Source organism: Kitasatospora sp. NPDC087314 (assembly GCF_044744365.1).
In the GTDB taxonomy this organism is placed as follows: Bacteria; Actinomycetota; Actinomycetes; order Streptomycetales; family Streptomycetaceae; genus Kitasatospora.
Genome location: NZ_JBIUYE010000002.1, coordinates 3,463 through 24,162 on the forward strand (window position 1 = coordinate 3,463; position 20,700 = coordinate 24,162).

Below are 20,700 nucleotides of genomic sequence, written 5' to 3' on the forward strand. Positions count from 1 at the left end.
CATTGCTCCTTAGAAAGGAGGTGATCCAGCCGCACCTTCCGGTACGGCTACCTTGTTACGACTTCGTCCCAATCGCTGGTCCCACCTTCGACGGCTCCTCCCCTTACGGGTTAGGCCACCGGCTTCGGGTGTTACCGACTTTCGTGACGTGACGGGCGGTGTGTACAAGGCCCGGGAACGTATTCACCGCAGCATGCTGATCTGCGATTACTAGCAACTCCAACTTCATGGGGTCGAGTTGCAGACCCCAATCCGAACTGAGGCCGGCTTTTTGGGATTCGCTCCGCCTCGCGGCATCGCAGCCCTTTGTACCGACCATTGTAGCACGTGTGCAGCCCAAGACATAAGGGGCATGATGATTTGACGTCGTCCCCACCTTCCTCCGAGTTGACCCCGGCAGTCTCCTGTGAGTCCCCATCACCCCGAAAGGCATGCTGGCAACACAGAACAAGGGTTGCGCTCGTTGCGGGACTTAACCCAACATCTCACGACACGAGCTGACGACAACCATGCACCACCTGTATACCGACCACAAGGGGGCGACCATCTCTGGCCGTTTCCGGCATATGTCAAGCCTTGGTAAGGTTCTTCGCGTTGCGTCGAATTAAGCCACATGCTCCGCTGCTTGTGCGGGCCCCCGTCAATTCCTTTGAGTTTTAGCCTTGCGGCCGTACTCCCCAGGCGGGGAACTTAATGCGTTAGCTGCGGCACCGACGACGTGGAATGTCGCCAACACCTAGTTCCCAACGTTTACGGCGTGGACTACCAGGGTATCTAATCCTGTTCGCTCCCCACGCTTTCGCTCCTCAGCGTCAGTAATGGCCCAGAGATCCGCCTTCGCCACCGGTGTTCCTCCTGATATCTGCGCATTTCACCGCTACACCAGGAATTCCGATCTCCCCTACCACACTCTAGCCTGCCCGTATCGAATGCAGACCCGGGGTTAAGCCCCGGGCTTTCACATCCGACGCGACAGGCCGCCTACGAGCTCTTTACGCCCAATAATTCCGGACAACGCTCGCACCCTACGTATTACCGCGGCTGCTGGCACGTAGTTAGCCGGTGCTTCTTCTGCAGGTACCGTCACTTGCGCTTCTTCCCTGCTGAAAGAGGTTTACAACCCGAAGGCCGTCATCCCTCACGCGGCGTCGCTGCATCAGGCTTTCGCCCATTGTGCAATATTCCCCACTGCTGCCTCCCGTAGGAGTCTGGGCCGTGTCTCAGTCCCAGTGTGGCCGGTCGCCCTCTCAGGCCGGCTACCCGTCGTCGCCTTGGTAGGCCATTACCCCACCAACAAGCTGATAGGCCGCGGGCTCATCCTGCACCGCCGGAGCTTTACACCCACCCCCATGCGGAGGAAGGTCATATCCGGTATTAGACCCCGTTTCCAGGGCTTGTCCCAGAGTGCAGGGCAGATTGCCCACGTGTTACTCACCCGTTCGCCACTGATCCACCCCGAAGGGCTTCACCGTTCGACTTGCATGTGTTAAGCACGCCGCCAGCGTTCGTCCTGAGCCAGGATCAAACTCTCCGTGAATGCTTACCCGTAATCAGGTAACACCCGCGTCGAGCGGCACGGCAACCACCGGAATAAGGCGGTCCCGCGCACTGCGTCCTCGCTAGTGTTTTACTTCAAAAGGAATCTCCAACCCCGATCAGACGATCGAGGCCGGGGATGTCAACATATCTGGCGTTGACTTTTGGCACGCTGTTGAGTTCTCAAGGAACGGACACTTCCTTCGGACCGCCTTCCAGCGGGCCCTCCGGGCGCTTCGTTCTTTCGTGTTTCCAGCTTATCAGATGTTTTCCGCTCCGTTTTCCGGAGTTTCATTCATCGGATTTTGCTTTCCGCTTGTCCCCACTCTCTCGCGGCGACTCCGGAACTGTACGGGGACGGACCCGCCACATGCAAATCGTCCCGCCCTGCTGTCGCAGGACGGGACGATCCGTTGTTCAGGCACCGTCAGGCGCGGCCCATCTCCTCGACGATGGCCGCCGCGAAGGCGTCGATGTCGGCCTCCGTGGTGTCGAAGGAGCACATCCAGCGCACCTCACCGGTGTGCTCGTTCCAGAAGTAGAAGCGGTAGCGCTTCTGCAGCCGCTCGCTCACCTCGCGGGGGAGGATCGCGTACACCGCGTTCGACTGGACCGGGCGGACGATCTCGACGCCGTCGATCTTCCGGACCGCCGCCTCCAGCCGGCTGGCCATCGCGTTGGCGTGGCCGGCGTTGCGCAGATAGAGGTCGCCGGAGAGCAGCGCCTCGAACTGGACGGAAAGGAAGCGCATCTTCGAGGCGAGCTGCATCGAGGTCTTGCGCAGGAACTTGATGTTGCGCACCCGCTCGGGGTTGAGCACCACCACGACCTCGCCGAACAGCAGGCCGTTCTTCGTCCCGCCGTAGGAGAGCACGTCGACGCCCACGTCCGTGGTGAAGGCGCGCAGCGGCAGGCCGAGCGAGGCGGCGGCGTTGGCCAGGCGGGAGCCGTCGACGTGGACGAGCATGCCGAGCTGGTGGGCGTGCTCGGTGATCGCGCGGATCTCGTCGGGGGTGTAGAGGGTACCGAGCTCGGTGCTCTGGGCGATGGTGACCGCGAGCGGCTGCGCGCGGTGCTCGTCGCCGAAGCCCCAGGCCTGCTGGTCGAGCAGCTCGGGGGTGAGCTTGCCGTCCGGGGTGGGGACGGTGAGCAGCTTGATGCCGCCCATCTTCTCCGGAGCACCGCCCTCGTCCACGTGGACGTGAGCGGTCTCGGCGCACACCACGGCGCCCCAGCGCGGGAGCAGCGCCTGGAGGGCGACCACGTTGGCGCCGGTGCCGTTGAACACCGGGTAGGCCTCGGCCTTGTCCCCGAAGTGGCGGCGGAAGACGTCCTGCAGGTGGGCCGTGTAGTCGTCCTCGCCGTACGCGACCTGGTGGCCGCCGTTGGCGAGGGCGATCGCGGCGAGGATCTCCGGGTGCACACCCGAGTAGTTGTCGCTGGCGAAACCCCGGACGGCGGGGTCGTGCCGCCGTGCCGCGTCCGTGCGGGTGGAGTCGGTCATCGTGCTGTCAGCCACAGGTGCTGTCCGTTCAGTTCTGCTGCGGGGCGGTCCCAGAGGCCCGCCAGGTGTCCGGCAAGGTCGGCGGTGTCGGTGAAGCCGGCGAACTTCGCCTCCGGCTTCTCGGCCCGCATTTCGGGGCTGACCAGCGCCTTGATGACCAGGATCGCAGCCGCGGCGGTGGGCTCGCCGTCGGAGGCGGTGGTCTCCTTCTTGAAGGAGTCGGCCATGGCGAGGGTCCAGGCCTCGGTGGCGGCCTTGGCGGCCGCGTAGGCGGCGCCGCCCGCGGTGGGCTTGTGGGCGGCGGAGGCGGAGATCATCGCGTAGCGGCCGGCGGGGCTGCGGACCAGAGCGGGCTGGAAGGCCAGCGAGGTGTGCTGGAGGGTGCGCACGACGGTGTCGTGCAGGAAGTCCCAGTCGTCCAGGCGGGTGTCGAAGAAGGTCTTGCTGCCGCGCCAGCCGCCGACCAGGTGGAACAGGCCGTCGACGTGGCCGTGCTCGGCCTCCAGGTGGTCGGCCCAGTCGTGGACCTCCTGCGGGTCGAGCAGGTCGATCACCTGGCCACCGACCTTGGCTCCGCGCACGGCGACGCGGGTGGAGTCCAGCGCGGACTCGAGACGCCGGGCGTCGATGTCGGCGCCGATCACGGTCGCGCCGTCGGCGGCGAGGCGGCGCAGCACCGCCTGGCCGGCCGGGCCGCTGGCTCCGGCGACGGCGATGACCTTGCCGGCCAGCGGGGAGTTGGAGGTCGTGGTCACGCGGCGGCTCCCTGGATACCGGCGCCGGTGATGCCGGCGGTGGCGGCGATGACGCCGCCGAGCTTCTTGGACAGGGCCTCGTAGAACATGCTCAGCGGGAACTCGTCCGGGAGCACGGCGTCACACAGGGCCTTGTTGAGGGCCTTGCCGTCGATGAGGTCGAGCGGGAGCGCGTCGGGGCCCTTCGCCCAGGTGGAGGCGGGGTGCGGGGTGAGGTAGCGGGAGACCAGCTGGTAGGCGGCGATCCAGTGGGCCGGCTTGGGCCGGTCGATGCCGTCTCGGTAGAGGGTCTCGATCTCGGCGCACAGCGCGTTGGTGACCTGCGGGGCCCGGTCCCAGTCGATGCTGAGGCGGTTGTCGCGCCAGCGCAGCGCGTCGTGCTTGTGCAGGTAGGCGAAGAGCAGCTGGCCGCCGAGGCCGTCGTAGTTGCGGACCCGGTCGCCGCTGACCGGGAAGCGGAACAGGCGGTCGAAGAGGATCGCGTACTGGACGTCGCGGGCGTGGGGGTTGCCCTCGGCCTCCAGCTTCACCGCCTCCTTGAAGGTGGTGAGGTCGCAGCGGAGCTCCTCCAGGCCGTACATCCAGAACGGGCTGCGCTGCTTGATCATGAAGGGGTCGAACGGCAGGTCGCCGTGGCTGTGGGTGCGGTCGTGGACGAGGTCCCACAGGACGAAGGTCTCCTGCGCGCGCTCCTGGTCCTGGAGCAGGCCCTCGGCGTCGGCCGGGATCTCCAGGCCGAGCTGCTGGACGGCGCTGGTGGTGACGGCGCGGAAGCGGGCGGCCTCGCGGTCGCAGAAGATGCCGCCCCAGGTGAAACGTTCCGGCGCCTTGCGCACGGCGACCGTCTCGGGGAAGAGGACGGCGGAGTTGGTGTCGTAGCCGGCCGTGAAGTCGGTGAAGGTGATCGGCACGAACATCGGGTTGTCGAAGCGGGTGCGCTCCAGCTCGGCCAGCCAGTCGGGCCACACGACGCGCAGCAGGACGGCTTCCAGGTTGCGGTTCGGGTTGCCGTTCTGGGTGTACATCGCGAACACGACCAGGTGCTCCAGGCCGTCGTCGCGCTGGTCCGCGGGCTGGAAGGCGAGCAGCGAGTCCAGGAAGTCGGGCTCCCGGTAGCCGGTGTCGGCCCACTTGGCCAGGTCCGCGTCGACCGCGGCCAGGTAGGCGGCGTCGTGCGGGAAGAGCGGGGCGAGCTCCTCGACCGCGGCTCGGACGGTGGCCACCAGCGGGTCGACGGTGTGCCGCTGGACGGCGGACAGGTCGATCGAACCGTCCTTGGACTGCAGCGGGCGCAGCGTCTCGACGGCCTCCTTCAGGCGCAGCCAGGCCGGGTGGCCGGCGAGGGTCGAGACCGGGGCGTCGGCCGCCGCAGCGAGCCTTGGCGAAAGATTCTGCATCGGGGACTCACTTCGACAGGAGTTATTTCAACGGAGACACCATAAGTACGAAAGGTTCTCCTGTTCAAGGGGGCCGTGACCGACGAAGCTCCCGTCGAGGCCTCGCCGCGGTCCGGGGCGCGGCTCCGACGGCCGGGCGTCCGGCATGTGGACAGGGATCTGGATGTTCTGGACAGATGCGCCGTCGGGATGCGAACCTCCCGCCATGCTCCCGGCGGTGATCACGGTGGCCGAGCACCACATCGGCCTGTTCCGGGTGCCCTCTCGTTGTCACGCCTGCTGTCGCGTGCGCGGCCTCTGCCGCCGCTGTCGCTGATCCGGCTCGGAGGGCGCCGCGGACGCGGGCCCGTACGCCGACCATGCCGTGTGTGTTCCGGCGCCGCCACCGGGGGGAAGTGACCCGCCGGGCCCGCGGCCGGCCCCGGCCCGCGCCGTCGCCCCCACTGTCCCACCCGGTCCTTCCTCCCTGGAGCCCTGCCATGACCTTCCGCAAGCCGTCCGCCGTACTGCCCCTCGCCGCTCTGCTGGCCGCGGCCGCCGCGCTGACCGCGTGCGCGCCGCAGGACGCCAAGTCCGACGGGGCCGCCGCCTCCGGCGCGTCGGGCACGGCCGGTGCGGCCGCGGGTTGCGCGCCGGGGGCGCTGACGACCCGGACGGCGGGGACGCTGACCGTCGGCACCGACAAGCCCGCGTACGACCCGTGGTTCTCCGAGGACAAGCCGGAGAACGGCAAGGGGTTCGAGTCCGCCGTGGCCTACGCGGTGGCGGAGAAGCTGGGCTACCCCAAGGAGAAGGTCGGCTGGGTGGTCGCGCCGTTCGGCAAGGCCACCTCGCCGGGAGCCAAGGACTTCGACTTCGACATCAACCAGGTGTCCATCAGCGACGAGCGCAGGCAGGCGGTCGACTTCTCCTCCGGCTACTACGACGTGCGCCAGGCCGTCATCGCGCTGAAGAACTCCAAGGCGGCGGGTGCGAAGAGCATCGCCGACCTGAAGGGCGCCAAGCTGGGCGCCCAGGTCGGCACCACCAGCCTCGACACCGTCACCAACACCATCAAGCCGAGCGTCCAGCCGGCCGTGTTCGACTCCAACGACCTCGCGAAGGCCGCCCTGAAGAACGGCCAGGTCGAGGCGCTCGTGGTCGACCTGCCGACGGCGTTCTACATCACCGGCGCCGAGGTGCCGGAGGCGCAGGTGGTGGGCCAGTTCGAGGGGGCCTCGCAGGGCGAGCAGTTCGGCCTGGTGCTGGACAAGGGCTCGAAGCTGACCGGCTGCGTGTCGCAGGCGGTGGACGCGCTGCGCTCCGACGGCACGCTCGCGAAGCTGGAGAAGCAGTGGCTCTCCGACGCCGTCTCGGCGCCGGTGCTCAAGTGAGCGGCGACGCGGCGACCACCGGGGCGGCGGTCGTCAAGGTCGACGACGACGGCTACCGCCCGTCCGAACGCCGGCTGGCGCACGAGGCGTACCGGCGTGGCCGGGCCCGCCGGTCGGCGCTGATCGCCGCCGGGTCGACCCTGGCGACCGCCGTCACGCTCTACCTACTGGTCGTCAACTCCCCTGGCTGGGAGGTGACTCGGAAGACCTTCTCCAACGCCGACTACGCCCGCCAGGCGCTGCCCGAGGTGCTGAAGGGACTGCGGCTCAACCTGGAGCTGATGCTCGGGTGCGGCGCGCTGATCCTGGTGTTCGGCCTGCTGCTCGCGGTGCTGCGGACGCTGCGCGGGCCGGTGTTCCTGCCGGTTCGGCTGCTGGCCACCGCGTACGTGGACTTCTTCCTCGGGCTGCCGATGATCATCTGCCTGCTGGTGATGATCACCGGGGTGCCGGCGCTGCGGCTCAGCGGGGTGACCACCGATCCGCTGCTGCTCGGCGGGGCCGCGCTGGTGCTGACCTACTCCGCGTACGTGTCGGAGGTGTTCCGTTCCGGGATCGAGTCGGTGCACCCCAGCCAGCGGGCTGCCGCCCGCTCGCTCGGGCTCACCAACGCGCAGGCGATGCGGTACGTGGTCCTGCCGCAGGCCGTCCGGCGGGTGGTGCCACCGCTGCTGAACAACCTGGTCAGCCTTCAGAAGGACACCGGGCTCGTCTCGATCGGCGGGGCGATCGACGCGGTGTACGCGGCGAAGATCATCGCAGCCCGGTCGTTCAACTTCACGCCCTACCTGGTCGCGGGGCTGGTGTTCATCGTGCTGACCATTCCGCTGACCCGGTTCGCCGACTGGCTGACCGCCCGGACGAACCGTCGGCAGTTCCAGGGAGGTGCGGTGTGAGTGGGCACGGCAAGGTGGTCGCACGAGGCGAGGTGGTCGCATGAGCGGGGCCGACGTGCTCCGGCTGGAGTCGGTGCGCAAGACCTTCGGCGGCCAGGTGGTGCTGCGCGACGTGGGGTTCGCGGTGCCCGAGCACTCGGTGACGGCGCTGATCGGGGCCTCCGGCTCCGGTAAGTCCACACTGATGCGGTGCGTCAACCTGCTGGAGGGGATCGACGACGGGGCGATCTTCCTGGACGGGGAGGAGATCACCGACCCCCGCGCGGACCAGGACGCCGTCCGACGCCGGATCGGCGTGGTGTTCCAGTCGTACAACCTGTTCCCGCACATGACCGTGCTGGAGAACATCACGCTCGCCCCGCGCCGGGTGCACGGCCGCGGACGGGCCGAGGCCGAGACGAGGGCGCTGGAACTGCTCGACCGGCTCGGGCTGGCGGCCAAGGCGAAGGAGTACCCGGACCGGCTCTCCGGCGGACAGCAGCAGCGCGTCGCCATCGTGCGGGCGCTGGCCACCGGGCCGCGGCTGCTGCTGCTCGACGAGATCACCGCGGCGCTCGACCCGGTCCTGGTCGGGGAGGTGCTCTCGGTGGTGCGCGACCTCAAGGAGCAGGGGATGACGATGGTCCTCTCCACCCACGAGATGGGGTTCGCGCGCGAGGTCGCCGACCAGGTCTGCTTCCTGGACGGCGGGGTGGTACTCGAGCAGGGGCCGCCGGAGCAGGTGTTCGGCGATCCGCGGGAGGAGCGGACGCGGCGGTTCCTGAGCCGGGTCGTCGCCTCGGGGCGGCTGCAGGGCTGAGCCGGGTCGGAAGCGGGGACGGTACGACGGGGTGCGCGATCGGAGTCCGTACACCGGTGGGCACCACCGTGCGCCCCGGTGCGCGCCTGGCCGAGCCCGGGCCGCAGCGGTGATCGTGGACGGGACGACCGTCCAGACCGCGGGCGGCGGGTGTCGGTGTGGCGGGCAGCGGGCGACAGGCAGAGGGGCGGGGAACAGATGACGGCGAACAGATAACAGATGACGTTATCTGTTATCTGTTATCTGTTCGCCGTCATCTGTCAGCCGTCCTCCGCGCCCTGTCCGCCGCCCACCACATCGACGTCGGCCGCCCGCCACCCGCCGCCCCGGGAGGCCGCCGTTGCACGGATCCGCGCTGATCAACTGGCTGCTCGCCCTCCTCACCACCGCCGCCGGGGCCTACTGCCTCGCCCGGCTGCGCCACTCCCCCTGCGCCGCCGGCGCCACGCCCCGCTTCGGCGCACACCGCCTGCTCGCCCGGGAGTCCGACGCCGCCGAGGCCCTGATGGGACTCGGCATGGCCGCGATGGCCGTGACCGGGCATGCCGTCCCGACCACCGTCTGGGCCTTGGTGTTCGGCGTCCCGGCCGCCGCCTTCCTGCTCGCCGCCGTACACGGCCCGGCCCGCCGGGCGCACCGGCTGCACCACGCGGTCGGCGCGCTCGCCATGACCTACATGGCGCTCGCGATGACCGCCACCTCCGGCGGCCATCACCACCACGCCGCCGACGCCGGCACACCACTGCTGACCGGCACCCTCCTGCTCTACTTCGGCGGGTACTCCCTCTGGGCCGGCACCCGGCTCCTGCACACTTCCTCCGGGGCCCTCGCGGTCGGCACCACCGGGTTGCCGCAGGCCTGCCGACTCACCATGGGCATCGGCATGTTCGCCATGCTCCTGACCATGTGAGGCCCGCCACGCGGACCAAGACCCCACGCCCCGCGTGGCGTTGGTCACTGGCCGGTCGAAAGCCGTTCCTCCGGACGTCAACAGCGCATAGGTTGGCAGGGAGCGCGTTGTCGCGTTCCGTGCGTACTCGGGGAGCCCATGCGATGACTGCCCTGATCGGACTGCTACTGCTCGGACTGCTGCTCTCGACCGTCGTGCCCCGGCTGCTGGCCCGGGCCCGCTGGGTGGAGCGCGAACCGGTGCTGGCACTGCTGGTGTGGCAGTGCCTCGTGGTGGCCGTGCTGCTGTGCTGCGTCCTGGGCCTGCTGCTGGCCGCCTCCGCCGCCCTGCCCGAGCTGCGCACCCTGCTGTTCGCGGGCGCACCGCACGGCGTCGAAGCCGCGTACGGCCTGCAGAACGCCGAGGGCTGGGGCCGGTTGTGCGCCGCGGTGCTGGCGGCGGGCGGCGTGCAGACGGTGCTGGCGCTCACCCGCGAGCTCCGTACCGCCAAAGCTCTGCGCAACCGGCGGCACGCCCAACTGACGAGCCGGGCCCCGGAGTTGCCCGAGGCCATCGCGGCCGCCCGGAGCCGCCGAGAGCGGCTGGTGGTGTTGGAGAACGTCCGCCCGGAGGCGTGGTCGCTGCCCGGCCCGGACTCCCGCCTGGTGGTCACCACCGGAGCCCTCCAGCAGCTGACCGACCGGGAGTTGGCCGCCGTCCTGAGCCACGAGCGCGGGCACGTCCGGGCCCGGCACCACTGGCTGAAGCAGTGCGCGCAGGCGCTCGCGTCGGGCTTCCCCGGGGTCGGCGTGTTCAGCGCCTTCCAGCGCCAGGTGGACGACCTGGTCGAGCTGGCGGCCGACGACCGGGCGGCACGCCGGCACGGTCGGCACACCACCGCCCTCGCACTGGCCGAACTCAACCTGGACCGCGGGGTGTTCGGATCCTGCCCGCCCGGTCTCGCACAGTCCCCGCGCCGGGTGGACCGGCTACTCGCGGGCCGCCCGCGACTGTCCGTCCCGCACCGGCTGCGGCTCACCGTCGCGGCCCTCGCCGCGCCGGCCGCCGCCGTCCTGCTGGCCGCCGCCCCAGGACTGGCCTCGATGTTCTGATTCCATCCCAACCCGGCCGCCGGCCCGGCCAAGTGACGTCGAGTCAGTTTGACGAGGAGTCGCCCAGCGGCCCGATCGGGGCACCGAGGGTCAGTTCGAGCACCTCGCGATGGAGCGGCCTGGCCTGCTCGTACCGCTCCCGCCCGGCCTCGGTCATGGCGATCACGACGCCCCGCCGGTCGCTCTCGCACATCGCCCGGGTGACCAGCCCGCCCTTCTCCAGACGGGCGATCACCCGGGACAGCGCGCTCTGGCTCAGGTGGACGGTGTGGGCCAGATCCTGCGCCCGCAGCGCCTGACCGCCCCCCTTGCACCCCTCCACCAGGCGCTCCAGCACCTCGAACTCGCTCATGCCCAACCCGCACTTGTCACCCAGCTCGCGATCGAGCATGCAGGACGTGGCGGCGTGCCGGGCCAGCAGGTCGCGCCACTGCGCCACAAAACCGGCCTCCGCCGGGGAGTCGAGATCAGCCACGCCGCCACCTTAGCATGTGCGCCGTAAAATTATGCGTTCACATCTTATTCATTTGCATTGAATGCACGTGCATGTACTGTCCTCCCCATGACCACCGCGACCGTCACGTCACCCGACGCCTCGTCAACCAGCGGGATGAGCTGGACACCCCGCCTCTGGGGCACCCTGATCGTGCTCTGCGCCGCCATGTTCCTGGACGCCCTGGACGTCTCCATGGTCGGCGTCGCCCTCCCGTCCATCGGCTCCGAGCTCCACCTCTCCACCTCTGCCCTGCAGTGGGTGGTCTCCGGCTACGTGCTCGGCTACGGCGGCCTGCTGCTACTCGGCGGCCGCGCCGCCGACCTGCTCGGCCGCCGCCGGGTCTTCCTGATCGCCCTGGGCACCTTCGCCGCCGCCTCGCTGGCCGGCGGCCTGGTCGACGACGGCGGCCTGCTGATCGCGGCCCGCTTCCTCAAGGGCGTCAGCGCCGCCTTCACCGCCCCGGCCGGCCTGTCGATCATCACCACGACCTTCGCCGAGGGCCCCGCCCGCAACCGGGCGCTGTCGATCTACACCACCTGCGGCGCCAGCGGCTTCTCGCTCGGCCTGGTGCTCAGCGGCCTGCTCACCTCGGTCGGCTGGCGCTGGACCTTCCTGATGCCCGTCCCGGTCGCGCTGCTCGCCCTGCTCTTCGCGATCCGGCTGCTTCCCCGCCCGACCGAGGAGCGCGCCAAGGGCGGCTACGACGTGCTGGGCGCGATCACCGGCACCACGACCGTGCTGCTGCTGGTGTTCACCGTCACCGAGGCACAGGGCGCCGGCTGGCTGAGCCTGCGCACCGTCGGCTCGCTGGTCGTGGTGGTCGCGCTCGCCGCCGCCTTCCTCGTGGTCGAGAGCCGCACCGCACACCCGCTGGTCCGGCTCGGCATCTTCCGCAACGGCTCGGTCGCCCGGGCCAACGTGATCGCCTTCGCGATGATCGGCGCGTACGGCGGGTTCCAGTTCGTCGTCACGCTCTACCTGCAGCACCTGCTCGGCTGGTCCGCGCTGCAGATGGCCCTCGGGCTGCTGCCGGCCGGCGCCTTCATCGCGCTCTCGGCGCCGTTCATGGGTCCGATCGTGGACCGCTTCGGCACCGGTCGGCTGCTGCCGATCGGCCTGCTGGCCCTGGTCGGCGCGTTCGCGCTGTTCCTGCGACTGGACGAGCACAGCTCGTACCCGGTCCTGGTCCTGCCCTCGATGCTGCTGCTCGGCGTGGGCTTCGCGCTGGCCTTCCCCTCGGTGAACATCGCCGCCACCGACGGCGTGAGCGACGAGGAGCAGGGCCTGGCCTCCGGTCTGGTGAACACCGCGATCCAGGTCGGCACCGCCGTGGTCCTGGCCGGGGCGACCGCGATGATCACCGCCGGCAGCGCCGGTGGCGACAGCCCGCAGGCGCAGCTGGACGGCTACCGTCCGGCCCTGGTGTTCGTCACGGCGGTCGCGCTGCTCGGTCTGCTGATCGCCGCGGTGGGCGCCCTGGTCGACCGCCGGAGCAAGTCAACTCCCCTGACGGTGCCGGACTATGATTACCCCGCGGCCGGGTCGAACGCGGCCCGGACCGAAGTCCTGACCAATCGCTGACCGTCACCGCCACCGGGGGCCGACCCCCCGGCCACCGGGCAATGGCGCCGGCTCCACCAAACCCCCGTCTTGGTGGAGCCGGCCGTCTTCGTACCGGCCGCCCGAGCGGCGCCCACCGGCGCGCGGATCCACGGTGCGGCTGCGGCTCCGCCAGTATATTGGCTCGGAGCCAACGAACGTTCGGAGCAGACACGATGGCACCTCGCGGGGATTCGGTCAATGAGGAGATGCGGCAACGCTCCCGTCGGCGCATCATGCGAGCCACCGTCGAACTGGTCGACCAGCGCGGTTACGCGGGCACCACGCTGACCGACATCGCCGAGCGGGCGGGGCTCGCGCGCGGACTGCTCTCGTACTACTTCGACGGCAAACGACTGCTGATGCAGTCCGCGACGCACCGGATGATGCACCAGTCGCTCTCCTCCGCACTCGCCGAACTGACGCCGGACGCCTCTCCGGAGGCCCGGCTGGCCCGTGCGATAGACGCGGTCCTCGCCCTGGCCCTGGACCACCCCCGCGTGATGCGCTCGCACCTCGCGCTGATCCTGGACCCGGACTCCGGTGCCTTCGTCCAGGACCCGGAGCAGCAGCAGCTCGGCGCCATCCTCCAGGGCCTGCTGCTCGACTGGGGCGCGCCGGACCCGGCCGCCGAGCACGCGGTGCTGCGCAGCGCGCTGATGGGCGGCTGCATCGGGGTGCTGCTGCCGGGCGCCGAGCTCCCGCTGGCGCCGATCCGGGCGGACCTGTTCGGCCGCTACAACCTGCCCTGGGAGCTGGGCCTCCCGCCGCAGCCGTTGCCGCCGGAACGCGAACGGCCGCCGGCCCGCGGTTGACTGCGGGCCGGCGGCTGCTCGGTGTCGGACGCCTGCTCGGTGTGGGGCGGCTGTCGGCGGATCACCGGGACCATCCCGGCCGAGCCGTGGCCGGGCGGAGCCTCAGCGCTCCTTCAGGATCGAGGCCAGCAGGTCTATGGTGCGCTCGGGCGTGAGGCTGTCCACGCAGAGCCGCTCCATGACCTGGATGTACGCGTCGACGTCGTCCCGCTTGTCGAGGTAGAGCGCGCTGGTGAGCTGCTCCAGGTACACGACGTCCGCGAGGTCCTGCTCCGGGAAGCGCAGGATCGTGAACGCCCCGGACTCCCCCGCGTGCGCGCCGAAGCGGAACGGCATGACCTGGATCACGACGTTGGTCTGCTCGGCGACGTCGATCAGGTACTGCACCTGACCGCGCATCACCTTGGGCCCGCCGACCGGACGCCGTAGCGCGGCCTCGTCGATCACGGCCCACAGGCGCGGGCTGGCGCCCTCGGCCAGCAGCTTCTGGCGGCGCAGGCGGAGGCTGACCCGCCGCTCGACCTCCTCCTCGCTGATGACCGGCCGACTCTGGCCGAAAACCGCCCGTGCGTACTCCTCGGACTGCAGCAGTCCGGGGATGAACTGCACCTCGTAGGTGCGGATCAGTTGAGCCGCCTCCTCCAGACCGACGTAGGTCTGGAACCAACCCGGCAGCACGTCGTTGAAGCTGTGCCACCAGCCGGACTTGTTGGCCTCGCGGACGAGGCCGAGAAGGGCCTCCCGCTCCAGGCCGTCGTCCACGCCGTAGAGGCTGAGCAGGTCGGCGACGTCGCGCTCCTTGAAGCTGACGCGGCCGAGTTCCATACGGCTGATCTTGGACTCGGAGGCGCGGATCGCGTAGCCGGCGTCCTCGCGCGTGATGCCGCGCGTCTCACGCAGGCGGCGCAGCTGCGAGCCGAGGAGGATCCGGCGGACCATCGAGCCGCCGCCCGGCTGAACTGTGGTCATGCGGTCGAAACCTCCACCTAGGGCAAACAGCGCACAGTCTGCCATCAGTTGAGCGCTCACGGTGCCGATACTGACGGATGTTCCTATCAGTTCCACACCCCGAGCACCAGGATGCACGTGCATTCGGCGCTTGCATATGCCAATAGTGCGACTGCACGTGAATCGACTCTTGCATCTGCAGTGAGCGCACACCACCATGGTGCACGTGCACCTGCACATCCCTGGCATTCCCGCGGGCTCCGCGTCGACCCCACGCGCGACTCCGTGCACCGACCCGGCAGCGTCCCCCCACGCCACCGGGCGTTCGAGTGCGCGCGCGCTGGTCGAAGGGGCGGCCGAGCGGCCGAGCGAGTCGGAGGTGACCGGCATGACCCCGGCGGGTCCAGCCGTGTCCGCCCCCTTATGGGAGGAGCTCTTCATGAGCACCGGTACGGCTTTGGCGGTTGACCCCCATGTGGTCACCTGTACGCTCGCTCCTCGCTTCGAAGCCGTCAGAACCGCGCGCGACTTCGCCCGAACCTCTCTTCAGCGCTGGGGCCTGATGGAGCTGTTCGACGACGTCGCGCTGGTGGCCTCGGAACTGGTGACCAACGCACTACGGCATGCGATCGGCGCACGGCCCGACCCCGCGGGCGGCACCCAGGGCGGGTACGACTTTCCCATACAGCCGACCGCTGAAGGCCGACTGCCGATCCGAATAAGCCTGGTCCACCGCTCTCCCCAGGTGGTCTGCGCGGTGAGCGATCCGAGCAGCATCGGTCCGGTCGCCCGGGAGGCGGACTTCGTCGCCGAATCCGGCCGCGGACTGCACCTGGTGGAGTCCTTCAGCCGCTCCTGGGGCTGGCACCCGCTGGGCAGCGGCAAGGTGGTCTGGGCCCTGTTCGAGGCGGAGCCGGCCACCGGTTCCGAACTCGGTGGACGGCACCGGCGCTCGGCCTAGCGCCAGGCGGCGCGCGGCCGGCCGAGGAAGGCCCCGGGAGGACCACGCCCCGAGCTCCTCAGGACCCGGCGGGCCGGGCGCACGTGCGCGACAGGCCCCGGCGCGACTCTCGGAACGATTCCCCGGACGACTCCCGGGGCAGCCCCCGGACACACCTCTGGACCACCTTCCGAGCCACCTGTCGGCCGAGCCGCAGGACGAACCACCGGACGGGCCGCCGGGCCGGCCGCGGCGCAGGGTCCGGCCGAGTCGCCGGACGGCGCGCGGGTCCACTCGCGGCGCCCTCGCAGGGTCGACCGCGAGGTCGTGGAGCGGCCGCGGAAGAGCCGGGTTCGGAACCGGAACCGGAAAAGACAAAGGCCGTCGCGGTGTCAGCACCCACGACGGCCCCCCGATGGAAGACGGCGGCCGGTCAGACCGTCAGGTGGTCGAACTCCCCGTCCTTGGCCCCCAGCAGCAGGGCGGCGATCTCGGCCCGCGTGTAGATGAGCGCCGGACCTTCCGGGAAGCGCGAGTTGCGCATCGCCACATCACCCCCCGGCAGGGCCGCGAACTCGACGCAGTTCCCCTGGGAGTTGCTGTGCAGGCTCTTCTGCCAGACCACCCCCTTGAGGTCGGCGGCCGCCATCCCGTTGTAGGTGTCGTACGAGTCGTGCGTGTCCTGCGAGTCGTGCATAGAAATCTCCCGAAGAGCTCCGGAGTGGTCGTCCAGCGCGGCGCCCCCGGCACCCGCCGAACGAACGGACCGGCCCCGTACCGGCCCGGCACAACGCCTCACTTGACGTGATGATAGCCGCTGTGCACGTGCATCAGCACGGGACATTGCAGGTGCACGAGGCCTGTCATCCGCCGCCCCGAACTCTTCACGGACCCTTCTCCTGACGGTACGTAAACGGACATAGTCGAGTGAATCGCCAGACCTCCGATAACCGGCCGTGAGCGTTTCCCCGCTGAATGTTGATCTTCCGACGCCGGAAGTCGCACCGTTGTGACCCTCCGTCAAGCGAACCTCAAGCTGTGAGACATCTCACGCGCCACAGCCGCAACTCGACGCCCCGCCGGACACGTCATGACAACTGGCGGTGACCATCCGAGACTCGGGGGAGATATGTCCGAATTACGGGTAAATCGACCGGACCGGCACACCGGACGTGCGGCACACGCGCCATGACCACGCGAAACCCGAACGGCAGCCGACTGCAGGCCTGACGGGCCGATGTCCTACGATCTCCGGCATGAGCACCGCAGCCATCCCGGGCGCGCCACTGCCCGTCCGCACTCCAGGCTCCCGTGCGCGGGGGCGCCACCGCCGCCCCGAGCGCCCCGAGATCCCGGCCGGCTCCCCGGCCCTGGTGCTCGCCGTGCCCGCGACCGCCGGGCCCGAGTCCCGCTCGGTCGTCGAGGAGCTGCTGTCGATCGTCCGCAGCGAGCAGGGCGGCGTCCAGACCGCCGTCGGCTACCTCCCCGGCAACGGCGCCGAGAGCACCGGCGGTGACGAGCACACCGTCGCCGAACTGCTGGCCATGGCCGCCGAGGCCGGCCTGCCCGCACCGGTCCTGGTGCCGCTGGTACCCGGCCCGCACGGATTCCTGACCGAACTTCACGCCCTCGCCGCGGAGTACGGAGCCCCCGTCACCGACGTGCTCGGCCCGCACCCGCTACTCGCCGAGGCCGTGCACGTGCGACTGTCCGAGGCCGGCCTGGCCCGGGCCGACCGCGCCCGGCTGTTCGCCATCGCGACCGCCGCGGACGGCGTGGTGCTCACCACCGTCGGCGGCGAGGACGCCGCCGCGGCGGCCGGCATCACCGGCGTCCTGCTGGCGGCCCGACTGGCCGTCCCGGTCGTCCCCGCCGCGCTCGACGTGCCCGGCTCGGTCGCCGCGGCCGTCAACCACCTCAAGGAGACCGGCTCCCAGCGCCCGGCACTGGCCCCGCTGGTGATCGGGCCGGAGGCCGACTCGGAGCTGCTCGCCGCGGCCGCCGAGGAGACGGGCTGCCCGTCCGCCGCGCCGCTGGGCGCCTACCCGACGGTCGGCCAGCTGATCGCCTCCACCTACCTGGCCGCGCTGCCCGAACCCTCCCCGGAGGCCGAGGCCGCCGCAGAGGCGGAGGCGGCGGCCGCCGAGGGCACTCACGCCGGTCGCGCCGCCCACGCGGCTCACGCCGCCGCCGAGGGGCCTGCCGACCAGTAACGGACACCACGCGCACCGAAAGGGCCCGGGACGGTAGCGTTCCGGGTCCTTTCAGCTTGTCCCGTACGGGAGTTAAGGGGCGAATGAGAGCGATGTCCGTTCTGTTCACATTTGCCCACCCCCGCTTGGTGCACTTCCCGGCTGTCGAGACGCACTCACGCCCCTCCCCCGCGCCTACGCCCTCATGCGACCCGACGTGCCATCACCCACTCCCTGAAGCTCAGACAGTTGCGTACACCCATAGCGACGTTGCCGGAAAACGGTCATTTACGATCACGATGGGCTGTGAAAATGTCACCTCCCACCAAACCGTGATGTGCATCACAGGTATTTGCAGTTTGAACTTAAGTCTGCTTAACGTGCTCCCCGTTCGTGGCCACACGGACCCAGTTCATCCGCGACGCCGAGTCCTGCCGTCGGATGTCCTGGCAGCGCGAAAACGCATCACGGCAGGAGCGGGGGACCCACAGGTAAGTCGCCCCGGACCGCTCTTCGGAACGGTTCAGGGCTAGGGGTGAAGCCGCGCCCACAGCGCGGCCGGGCAACTCCAGCCCGAATCCGACAGCTCACCTCGCAGGCGTGGGAGAGGACCGCGTCTTCATGCTGCCCACCAACGGCACCCGTCTGTCCAGCCGCACCCGACGCGTGATCGCCGCCATCGGCGTCGCGGGCGTCGGCCTCAGCATCCCGTGCCTCACCTCCGGCACCGCCTCCGCCGCCTCCGTCGCCACCTGGGACAAGGTCGCCCAGTGCGAGAGCAGCGGCAACTGGAGCATCAACACCGGCAACGGCTTCTACGGCGGCCTGCAGTTCACCTCCAGCACCTGGGCCGCCTTCGGCGGCACCGCGTACGCCCCGCAGGCCAACCAGGCCACCAAGGACCAGCAGATCGCCGTCGCCGAGAAGGTGCTCGCCTCGCAGGGCCCGGGCGCCTGGCCGGTGTGCTCCGTCCAGGCCGGCCTGACCCAGGGCGGCGCCGCGGCGTCCGTCGACACCGCGGCCGGTTCGACCACCGGCTCGACCGCCGCCAAGCCGGCCACCAAGCCCGCTGCCCCGGCCGCCAAGCCGGCGCAGGACCAGGCCCCCGCCACGAAGCCCGCTTCGAAGCCGGCCGCGCCGGCCCAGGACCAGGCGCAGGCCCAGGGCAACGCCCAGGCCCAGGGCGGGGACTACACCGTCGCCGCCGGCGACTGGCTGTCCTCGATCGCCGACAAGAACAACGTCCAGGGCGGCTGGCAGCGGCTGTACGAGCTCAACCGCGGCACCCTGACCGAGGGGCCGGACACCATCTACCCGGGCCAGCGCCTGTCGTTCAAGGACGGCGGCCAGGCGGCCCAGCAGTCGGCGCAGCCCGACCAGTCCGGCTCGGGCTTCACCTGGTTCGACCGCTCGCAGAAGTCCGGCCAGACCTCCAACGGCGGTGCCGTGAACGCCAAGCCGGCCGCGCAGAGCCAGGCCCCGGCCTCGAAGCCGGCCGCCCAGGCGCAGACTCAGGCTCCCGCCCAGACCGCCACCGGCAGCATGGCCGCCGCGGTCACCTTCGCCAAGTCGAAGGTCGGCCAGGCCTACGTCTACGGCGGCACCGGCAACGGCGGCTGGGACTGCTCCGGTCTGACCCAGGCCGCGCTGCGTGCCGCGGGCGTCTCCGTCCCGCGCGTCGCCGCCGACCAGGCCGCCGCCAGCACCCACGTCTCGCTGGACAGCCTGCAGGCGGGCGACCTGCTGTTCTGGTCCAACAACGGCAAGGACTCCGGCGTCTACCACGTCGCGATCTACATCGGCGGCGGCCAGTACGTCGAGGCCGCCAACCCGAGCTCGGGCGTGCGCCTGCAGACCGTCGCCAACTGGGCCCCGGACTTCGCCGGCCGGGTCTGAGGACGACGGGCGAGCGACAAGGAACAGGTGACAGATGACGGCTGACAGATAACAGATAACAGATAACAGATAACAGATTTCATCATCTGTCATCTGTCAGCCGTCGCCCGCCCCCGGTGAGAGTCTGGTCGCTCCTCCGGGGGCTCCGGCGCATCCCGCCCCCCTGACGACCAGGGGCCATGGTCAAACCCCGCGCCAGCGGGCATGCTGCTGCTCCGCACCAGAGGAGGAGTCACCATGACCCAGGTCACCGTCACACTCGACGCGAACCTCGCCATCGACGCGATGATGCTCTCCGGCACCAAGAGCCCCCAGGACGCCGTCGAACTGGTCCTGCGCGACTACCTGGCCCGCGGCCGCCGCACCGAGACCCGGACCGGCGACGCGCTCGACGGCCGGCGGCTCCCCCAGCGCCCCTCCACGGACCACGAGGGCTGACCCGACGCACCCGCGACACGAGAAACGGGCCCCGGAGAGCAACCGCTCTCCGGGGCCCGTTCGCCCGTCCTCCGTCTACGCTCAGCGCGCGCAGGCCCCCGTGGACCCGCGCATGACCAGCTCCGGCTGGAACATGAACTCCCCGCGCTGGGCCGCGTTTCCACCGACCTCCTCCAGCAGCGCGTCCACCGCCGCCGTGGCCATCGCCTCGACCGGCTGGCGGATCGTGGTCAGCGGCGGCTCGGTGAAGGCGATCAGCGGCGAGTCGTCGAAGCCGACCACCGACACGTCCTGCGGCACCGACAGCCCACGCTGGCGCACCGCGCGGATCGCTCCGAGCGCCATCATGTCGCTGCCGCACACGATGGCCGTGCACCCCTTGTCGAGCAGTGCGCCGGCCGCCGCATGCCCGCCCTCCACGCTGAACAGCGTGTGGTGGACGAGGTTCTCGGCCTCCTCCCCGCCCAACCCGAGCACCTCGCGCATCGCGGCCGTGAAGCCCTCGATCTTGCGCAGCACCGGGACGTACCGCCGCTGTCCGACGGCCAACCCGATCCGCTCGTGCCCGAGTTCGGCCAGGTGCTGGACGGCCATCCACATCGCGGCCCGGTCGTCCGGCGAGATGAACGGCGCGTCGATCCGCTCGCTGTAGCCGTTGATCAGCACGAACGGCACCCCGCGCCCGGTCAGCCGGGCGTAGCGGTCGTGGTCGGCGGTGGAGTCGGCGTGCAGCCCGGAGACGAAGACGATGCCCGCCACGCCCCGGTCGACCAGCATCTCGACCAGTTCGTCCTCGGTCGACCCGCCCGGGGTCTGGGTGCACAGCACCGGGGTGTACCCGTGCCGGCTGAGCACCTGCTCGATCACCTGGGCCAGTGCGGGGAAGATCGGGTTGCTCAGCTCCGGCGTGATCAGCCCGATCAGGCCGGCGCTGCGCTGGCGCAGTCGGGTCGGCCGCTCGTAGCCGAGCACGTCGAGCGCCGCCAGCACGGTCTGCCGGGTGGCGGCGGAGACGTTCGCCTTGCCGTTGAGTACGCGGGAGACGGTGGCTTCGCTGACCCCCGCCTGCGCCGCGATGTCTGAGAGTCGCGCCGTAGTCACGGTCCCAGAGCCTA

18 protein-coding genes, 1 rRNA gene and 1 riboswitch are annotated in these 20,700 nt (G+C 70.2%); of the genes, 11 read left to right on the top strand and 8 right to left on the bottom strand.

Features of this window, described 5'->3' with window-relative positions; translation table 11 throughout:
- Positions 1–13: 13 nt before the first annotated feature.
- From ACIO5E_RS03930 to ACIO5E_RS03945, 4 genes are all read right to left on the bottom strand, one after another.
- Positions 14–1,537: ribosomal RNA gene (locus ACIO5E_RS03930) — 16S ribosomal RNA — on the bottom strand.
- Positions 1,538–1,963: 426 nt separating this feature from the next.
- A complete protein-coding gene (locus ACIO5E_RS03935; RefSeq protein WP_400664403.1) occupies positions 1,964–3,040 on the bottom strand; it encodes a threonine aldolase family protein in 1,077 nt (358 codons plus the stop codon).
- Positions 3,037–3,795 (bottom strand): SDR family NAD(P)-dependent oxidoreductase, encoded by a 759-nt coding sequence (locus ACIO5E_RS03940; protein ID WP_400663481.1) that lies wholly within the window; start codon positions 3,793–3,795, stop codon positions 3,037–3,039. Before ACIO5E_RS03940 ends, ACIO5E_RS03935 begins: the two co-directional genes overlap by 4 nt.
- Positions 3,792–5,192 carry a DUF6421 family protein gene (locus tag ACIO5E_RS03945; RefSeq protein WP_400663484.1) on the bottom strand — a complete coding sequence of 467 codons (1,401 nt, stop codon included), beginning with the start codon at positions 5,190–5,192 and terminating at the stop codon, positions 3,792–3,794. Before ACIO5E_RS03945 ends, ACIO5E_RS03940 begins: the two co-directional genes overlap by 4 nt.
- A gap of 479 nt (positions 5,193–5,671) precedes the next feature.
- Between ACIO5E_RS03945 and ACIO5E_RS03950 the strand changes: the two genes are divergently transcribed.
- From ACIO5E_RS03950 to ACIO5E_RS03970, 5 genes are all read left to right on the top strand, one after another.
- On the top strand, positions 5,672–6,565 hold the full coding sequence (locus ACIO5E_RS03950) for an ABC transporter substrate-binding protein (protein ID WP_400663487.1): 894 nt from the start codon (positions 5,672–5,674) through the stop codon (positions 6,563–6,565).
- Entirely contained in the window at positions 6,562–7,461 is a 900-nt protein-coding gene (locus ACIO5E_RS03955; protein ID WP_400663490.1) for an amino acid ABC transporter permease, read from the top strand. Before ACIO5E_RS03950 ends, ACIO5E_RS03955 begins: the two co-directional genes overlap by 4 nt.
- A 40-nt stretch (positions 7,462–7,501) precedes the next feature.
- Positions 7,502–8,260 (top strand): amino acid ABC transporter ATP-binding protein, encoded by a 759-nt coding sequence (locus ACIO5E_RS03960; RefSeq protein WP_400663493.1) that lies wholly within the window; start codon positions 7,502–7,504, stop codon positions 8,258–8,260.
- 340 nt (positions 8,261–8,600) lie between these two features.
- Positions 8,601–9,170 (top strand): DUF5134 domain-containing protein, encoded by a 570-nt coding sequence (locus ACIO5E_RS03965; RefSeq protein ID WP_400663495.1) that lies wholly within the window; start codon positions 8,601–8,603, stop codon positions 9,168–9,170.
- 143 nt (positions 9,171–9,313) lie between these two features.
- A complete protein-coding gene (locus ACIO5E_RS03970; protein ID WP_400663498.1) occupies positions 9,314–10,261 on the top strand; it encodes a M56 family metallopeptidase in 948 nt (315 codons plus the stop codon).
- Positions 10,262–10,304: 43 nt separating this feature from the next.
- On the opposite strand, the gene ACIO5E_RS03975 is transcribed toward ACIO5E_RS03970, so the two are convergent.
- The gene (locus tag ACIO5E_RS03975; protein ID WP_400663501.1) at positions 10,305–10,736 is read right to left on the bottom strand and encodes a MarR family winged helix-turn-helix transcriptional regulator; all 432 of its coding nucleotides are present in this window, start codon (positions 10,734–10,736) and stop codon (positions 10,305–10,307) included.
- An 87-nt stretch (positions 10,737–10,823) separates the two neighbouring features.
- On the opposite strand from ACIO5E_RS03975, the gene ACIO5E_RS03980 reads away from it, so the two are divergent.
- Positions 10,824–12,338 carry an MFS transporter gene (locus ACIO5E_RS03980; protein ID WP_400663504.1) on the top strand — a complete coding sequence of 505 codons (1,515 nt, stop codon included), beginning with the start codon at positions 10,824–10,826 and terminating at the stop codon, positions 12,336–12,338.
- A 254-nt stretch (positions 12,339–12,592) separates the two neighbouring features.
- Positions 12,593–13,171 (top strand): TetR/AcrR family transcriptional regulator, encoded by a 579-nt coding sequence (locus ACIO5E_RS03985; protein ID WP_400663507.1) that lies wholly within the window; start codon positions 12,593–12,595, stop codon positions 13,169–13,171.
- Positions 13,172–13,273: 102 nt separating this feature from the next.
- Here ACIO5E_RS03985 and ACIO5E_RS03990 read toward each other — a convergent pair whose 3' ends face one another.
- Positions 13,274–14,140: a helix-turn-helix transcriptional regulator gene (locus ACIO5E_RS03990; RefSeq protein ID WP_280679714.1), complete on the bottom strand. Its 867-nt coding sequence runs from the start codon at positions 14,138–14,140 to the stop codon at positions 13,274–13,276.
- A gap of 418 nt (positions 14,141–14,558) precedes the next feature.
- On the opposite strand from ACIO5E_RS03990, the gene ACIO5E_RS03995 reads away from it, so the two are divergent.
- A complete protein-coding gene (locus ACIO5E_RS03995; RefSeq protein WP_400663511.1) occupies positions 14,559–15,080 on the top strand; it encodes an ATP-binding protein in 522 nt (173 codons plus the stop codon).
- Between the two features lie 412 nt (positions 15,081–15,492).
- Here the strand turns inward: ACIO5E_RS03995 and ACIO5E_RS04000 are convergent, their stop codons facing one another.
- Positions 15,493–15,756, bottom strand: coding sequence for a DUF397 domain-containing protein (locus ACIO5E_RS04000; RefSeq protein WP_400663513.1), 264 nt, complete (start codon positions 15,754–15,756; stop codon positions 15,493–15,495).
- A 559-nt stretch (positions 15,757–16,315) separates the two neighbouring features.
- On the opposite strand from ACIO5E_RS04000, the gene ACIO5E_RS04005 reads away from it, so the two are divergent.
- The 3 genes from ACIO5E_RS04005 to ACIO5E_RS04015 all read left to right on the top strand — a co-directional run bounded on the left by ACIO5E_RS04005 (position 16,316) and on the right by ACIO5E_RS04015 (position 19,585).
- Positions 16,316–17,272 (top strand): hypothetical protein, encoded by a 957-nt coding sequence (locus tag ACIO5E_RS04005; RefSeq protein ID WP_400663516.1) that lies wholly within the window; start codon positions 16,316–16,318, stop codon positions 17,270–17,272.
- Positions 17,273–17,702: 430 nt separating this feature from the next.
- A riboswitch (cyclic di-AMP (ydaO/yuaA leader) is annotated at positions 17,703–17,865 on the top strand.
- Positions 17,852–19,147, top strand: a complete 1,296-nt coding sequence (locus ACIO5E_RS04010) for a transglycosylase family protein (RefSeq protein WP_400663519.1) — start codon at positions 17,852–17,854, stop codon at positions 19,145–19,147. It overlaps the preceding riboswitch by 14 nt.
- A gap of 237 nt (positions 19,148–19,384) precedes the next feature.
- Positions 19,385–19,585 carry a hypothetical protein gene (locus ACIO5E_RS04015; RefSeq protein WP_400663522.1) on the top strand — a complete coding sequence of 67 codons (201 nt, stop codon included), beginning with the start codon at positions 19,385–19,387 and terminating at the stop codon, positions 19,583–19,585.
- An 81-nt stretch (positions 19,586–19,666) separates the two neighbouring features.
- Here the strand turns inward: ACIO5E_RS04015 and ACIO5E_RS04020 are convergent, their stop codons facing one another.
- Positions 19,667–20,686 (bottom strand): LacI family DNA-binding transcriptional regulator, encoded by a 1,020-nt coding sequence (locus tag ACIO5E_RS04020; RefSeq protein WP_400663525.1) that lies wholly within the window; start codon positions 20,684–20,686, stop codon positions 19,667–19,669.
- Between the last annotated feature and the right edge of the window lie 14 nt (positions 20,687–20,700).

Excerpts from the sequence above, each read along its gene's own strand:
- ACIO5E_RS03935 (WP_400664403.1), bottom strand. The coding sequence starts at position 3,040 with ATGACCGACTCCACCCGCACGGACGCGGCACGGCGGCACGACCCCGCC.
- ACIO5E_RS03945 (WP_400663484.1), bottom strand. The coding sequence starts at position 5,192 with ATGCAGAATCTTTCGCCAAGGCTCGCTGCGGCGGCCGACGCCCCGGTC.
- ACIO5E_RS03950 (WP_400663487.1), top strand. The coding sequence starts at position 5,672 with ATGACCTTCCGCAAGCCGTCCGCCGTACTGCCCCTCGCCGCTCTGCTG.
- ACIO5E_RS03960 (WP_400663493.1), top strand. The coding sequence starts at position 7,502 with ATGAGCGGGGCCGACGTGCTCCGGCTGGAGTCGGTGCGCAAGACCTTC.
- ACIO5E_RS03970 (WP_400663498.1), top strand. The coding sequence starts at position 9,314 with ATGACTGCCCTGATCGGACTGCTACTGCTCGGACTGCTGCTCTCGACC.
- ACIO5E_RS03980 (WP_400663504.1), top strand. The coding sequence starts at position 10,824 with ATGACCACCGCGACCGTCACGTCACCCGACGCCTCGTCAACCAGCGGG.
- ACIO5E_RS03985 (WP_400663507.1), top strand. The coding sequence starts at position 12,593 with ATGCGAGCCACCGTCGAACTGGTCGACCAGCGCGGTTACGCGGGCACC.
- ACIO5E_RS03990 (WP_280679714.1), bottom strand. The coding sequence starts at position 14,140 with ATGACCACAGTTCAGCCGGGCGGCGGCTCGATGGTCCGCCGGATCCTC.
- ACIO5E_RS03995 (WP_400663511.1), top strand. The coding sequence starts at position 14,559 with ATGAGCACCGGTACGGCTTTGGCGGTTGACCCCCATGTGGTCACCTGT.
- ACIO5E_RS04000 (WP_400663513.1), bottom strand. The coding sequence starts at position 15,756 with ATGCACGACTCGCAGGACACGCACGACTCGTACGACACCTACAACGGG.
- ACIO5E_RS04005 (WP_400663516.1), top strand. The coding sequence starts at position 16,316 with ATGAGCACCGCAGCCATCCCGGGCGCGCCACTGCCCGTCCGCACTCCA.
- ACIO5E_RS04015 (WP_400663522.1), top strand. The coding sequence starts at position 19,385 with ATGACCCAGGTCACCGTCACACTCGACGCGAACCTCGCCATCGACGCG.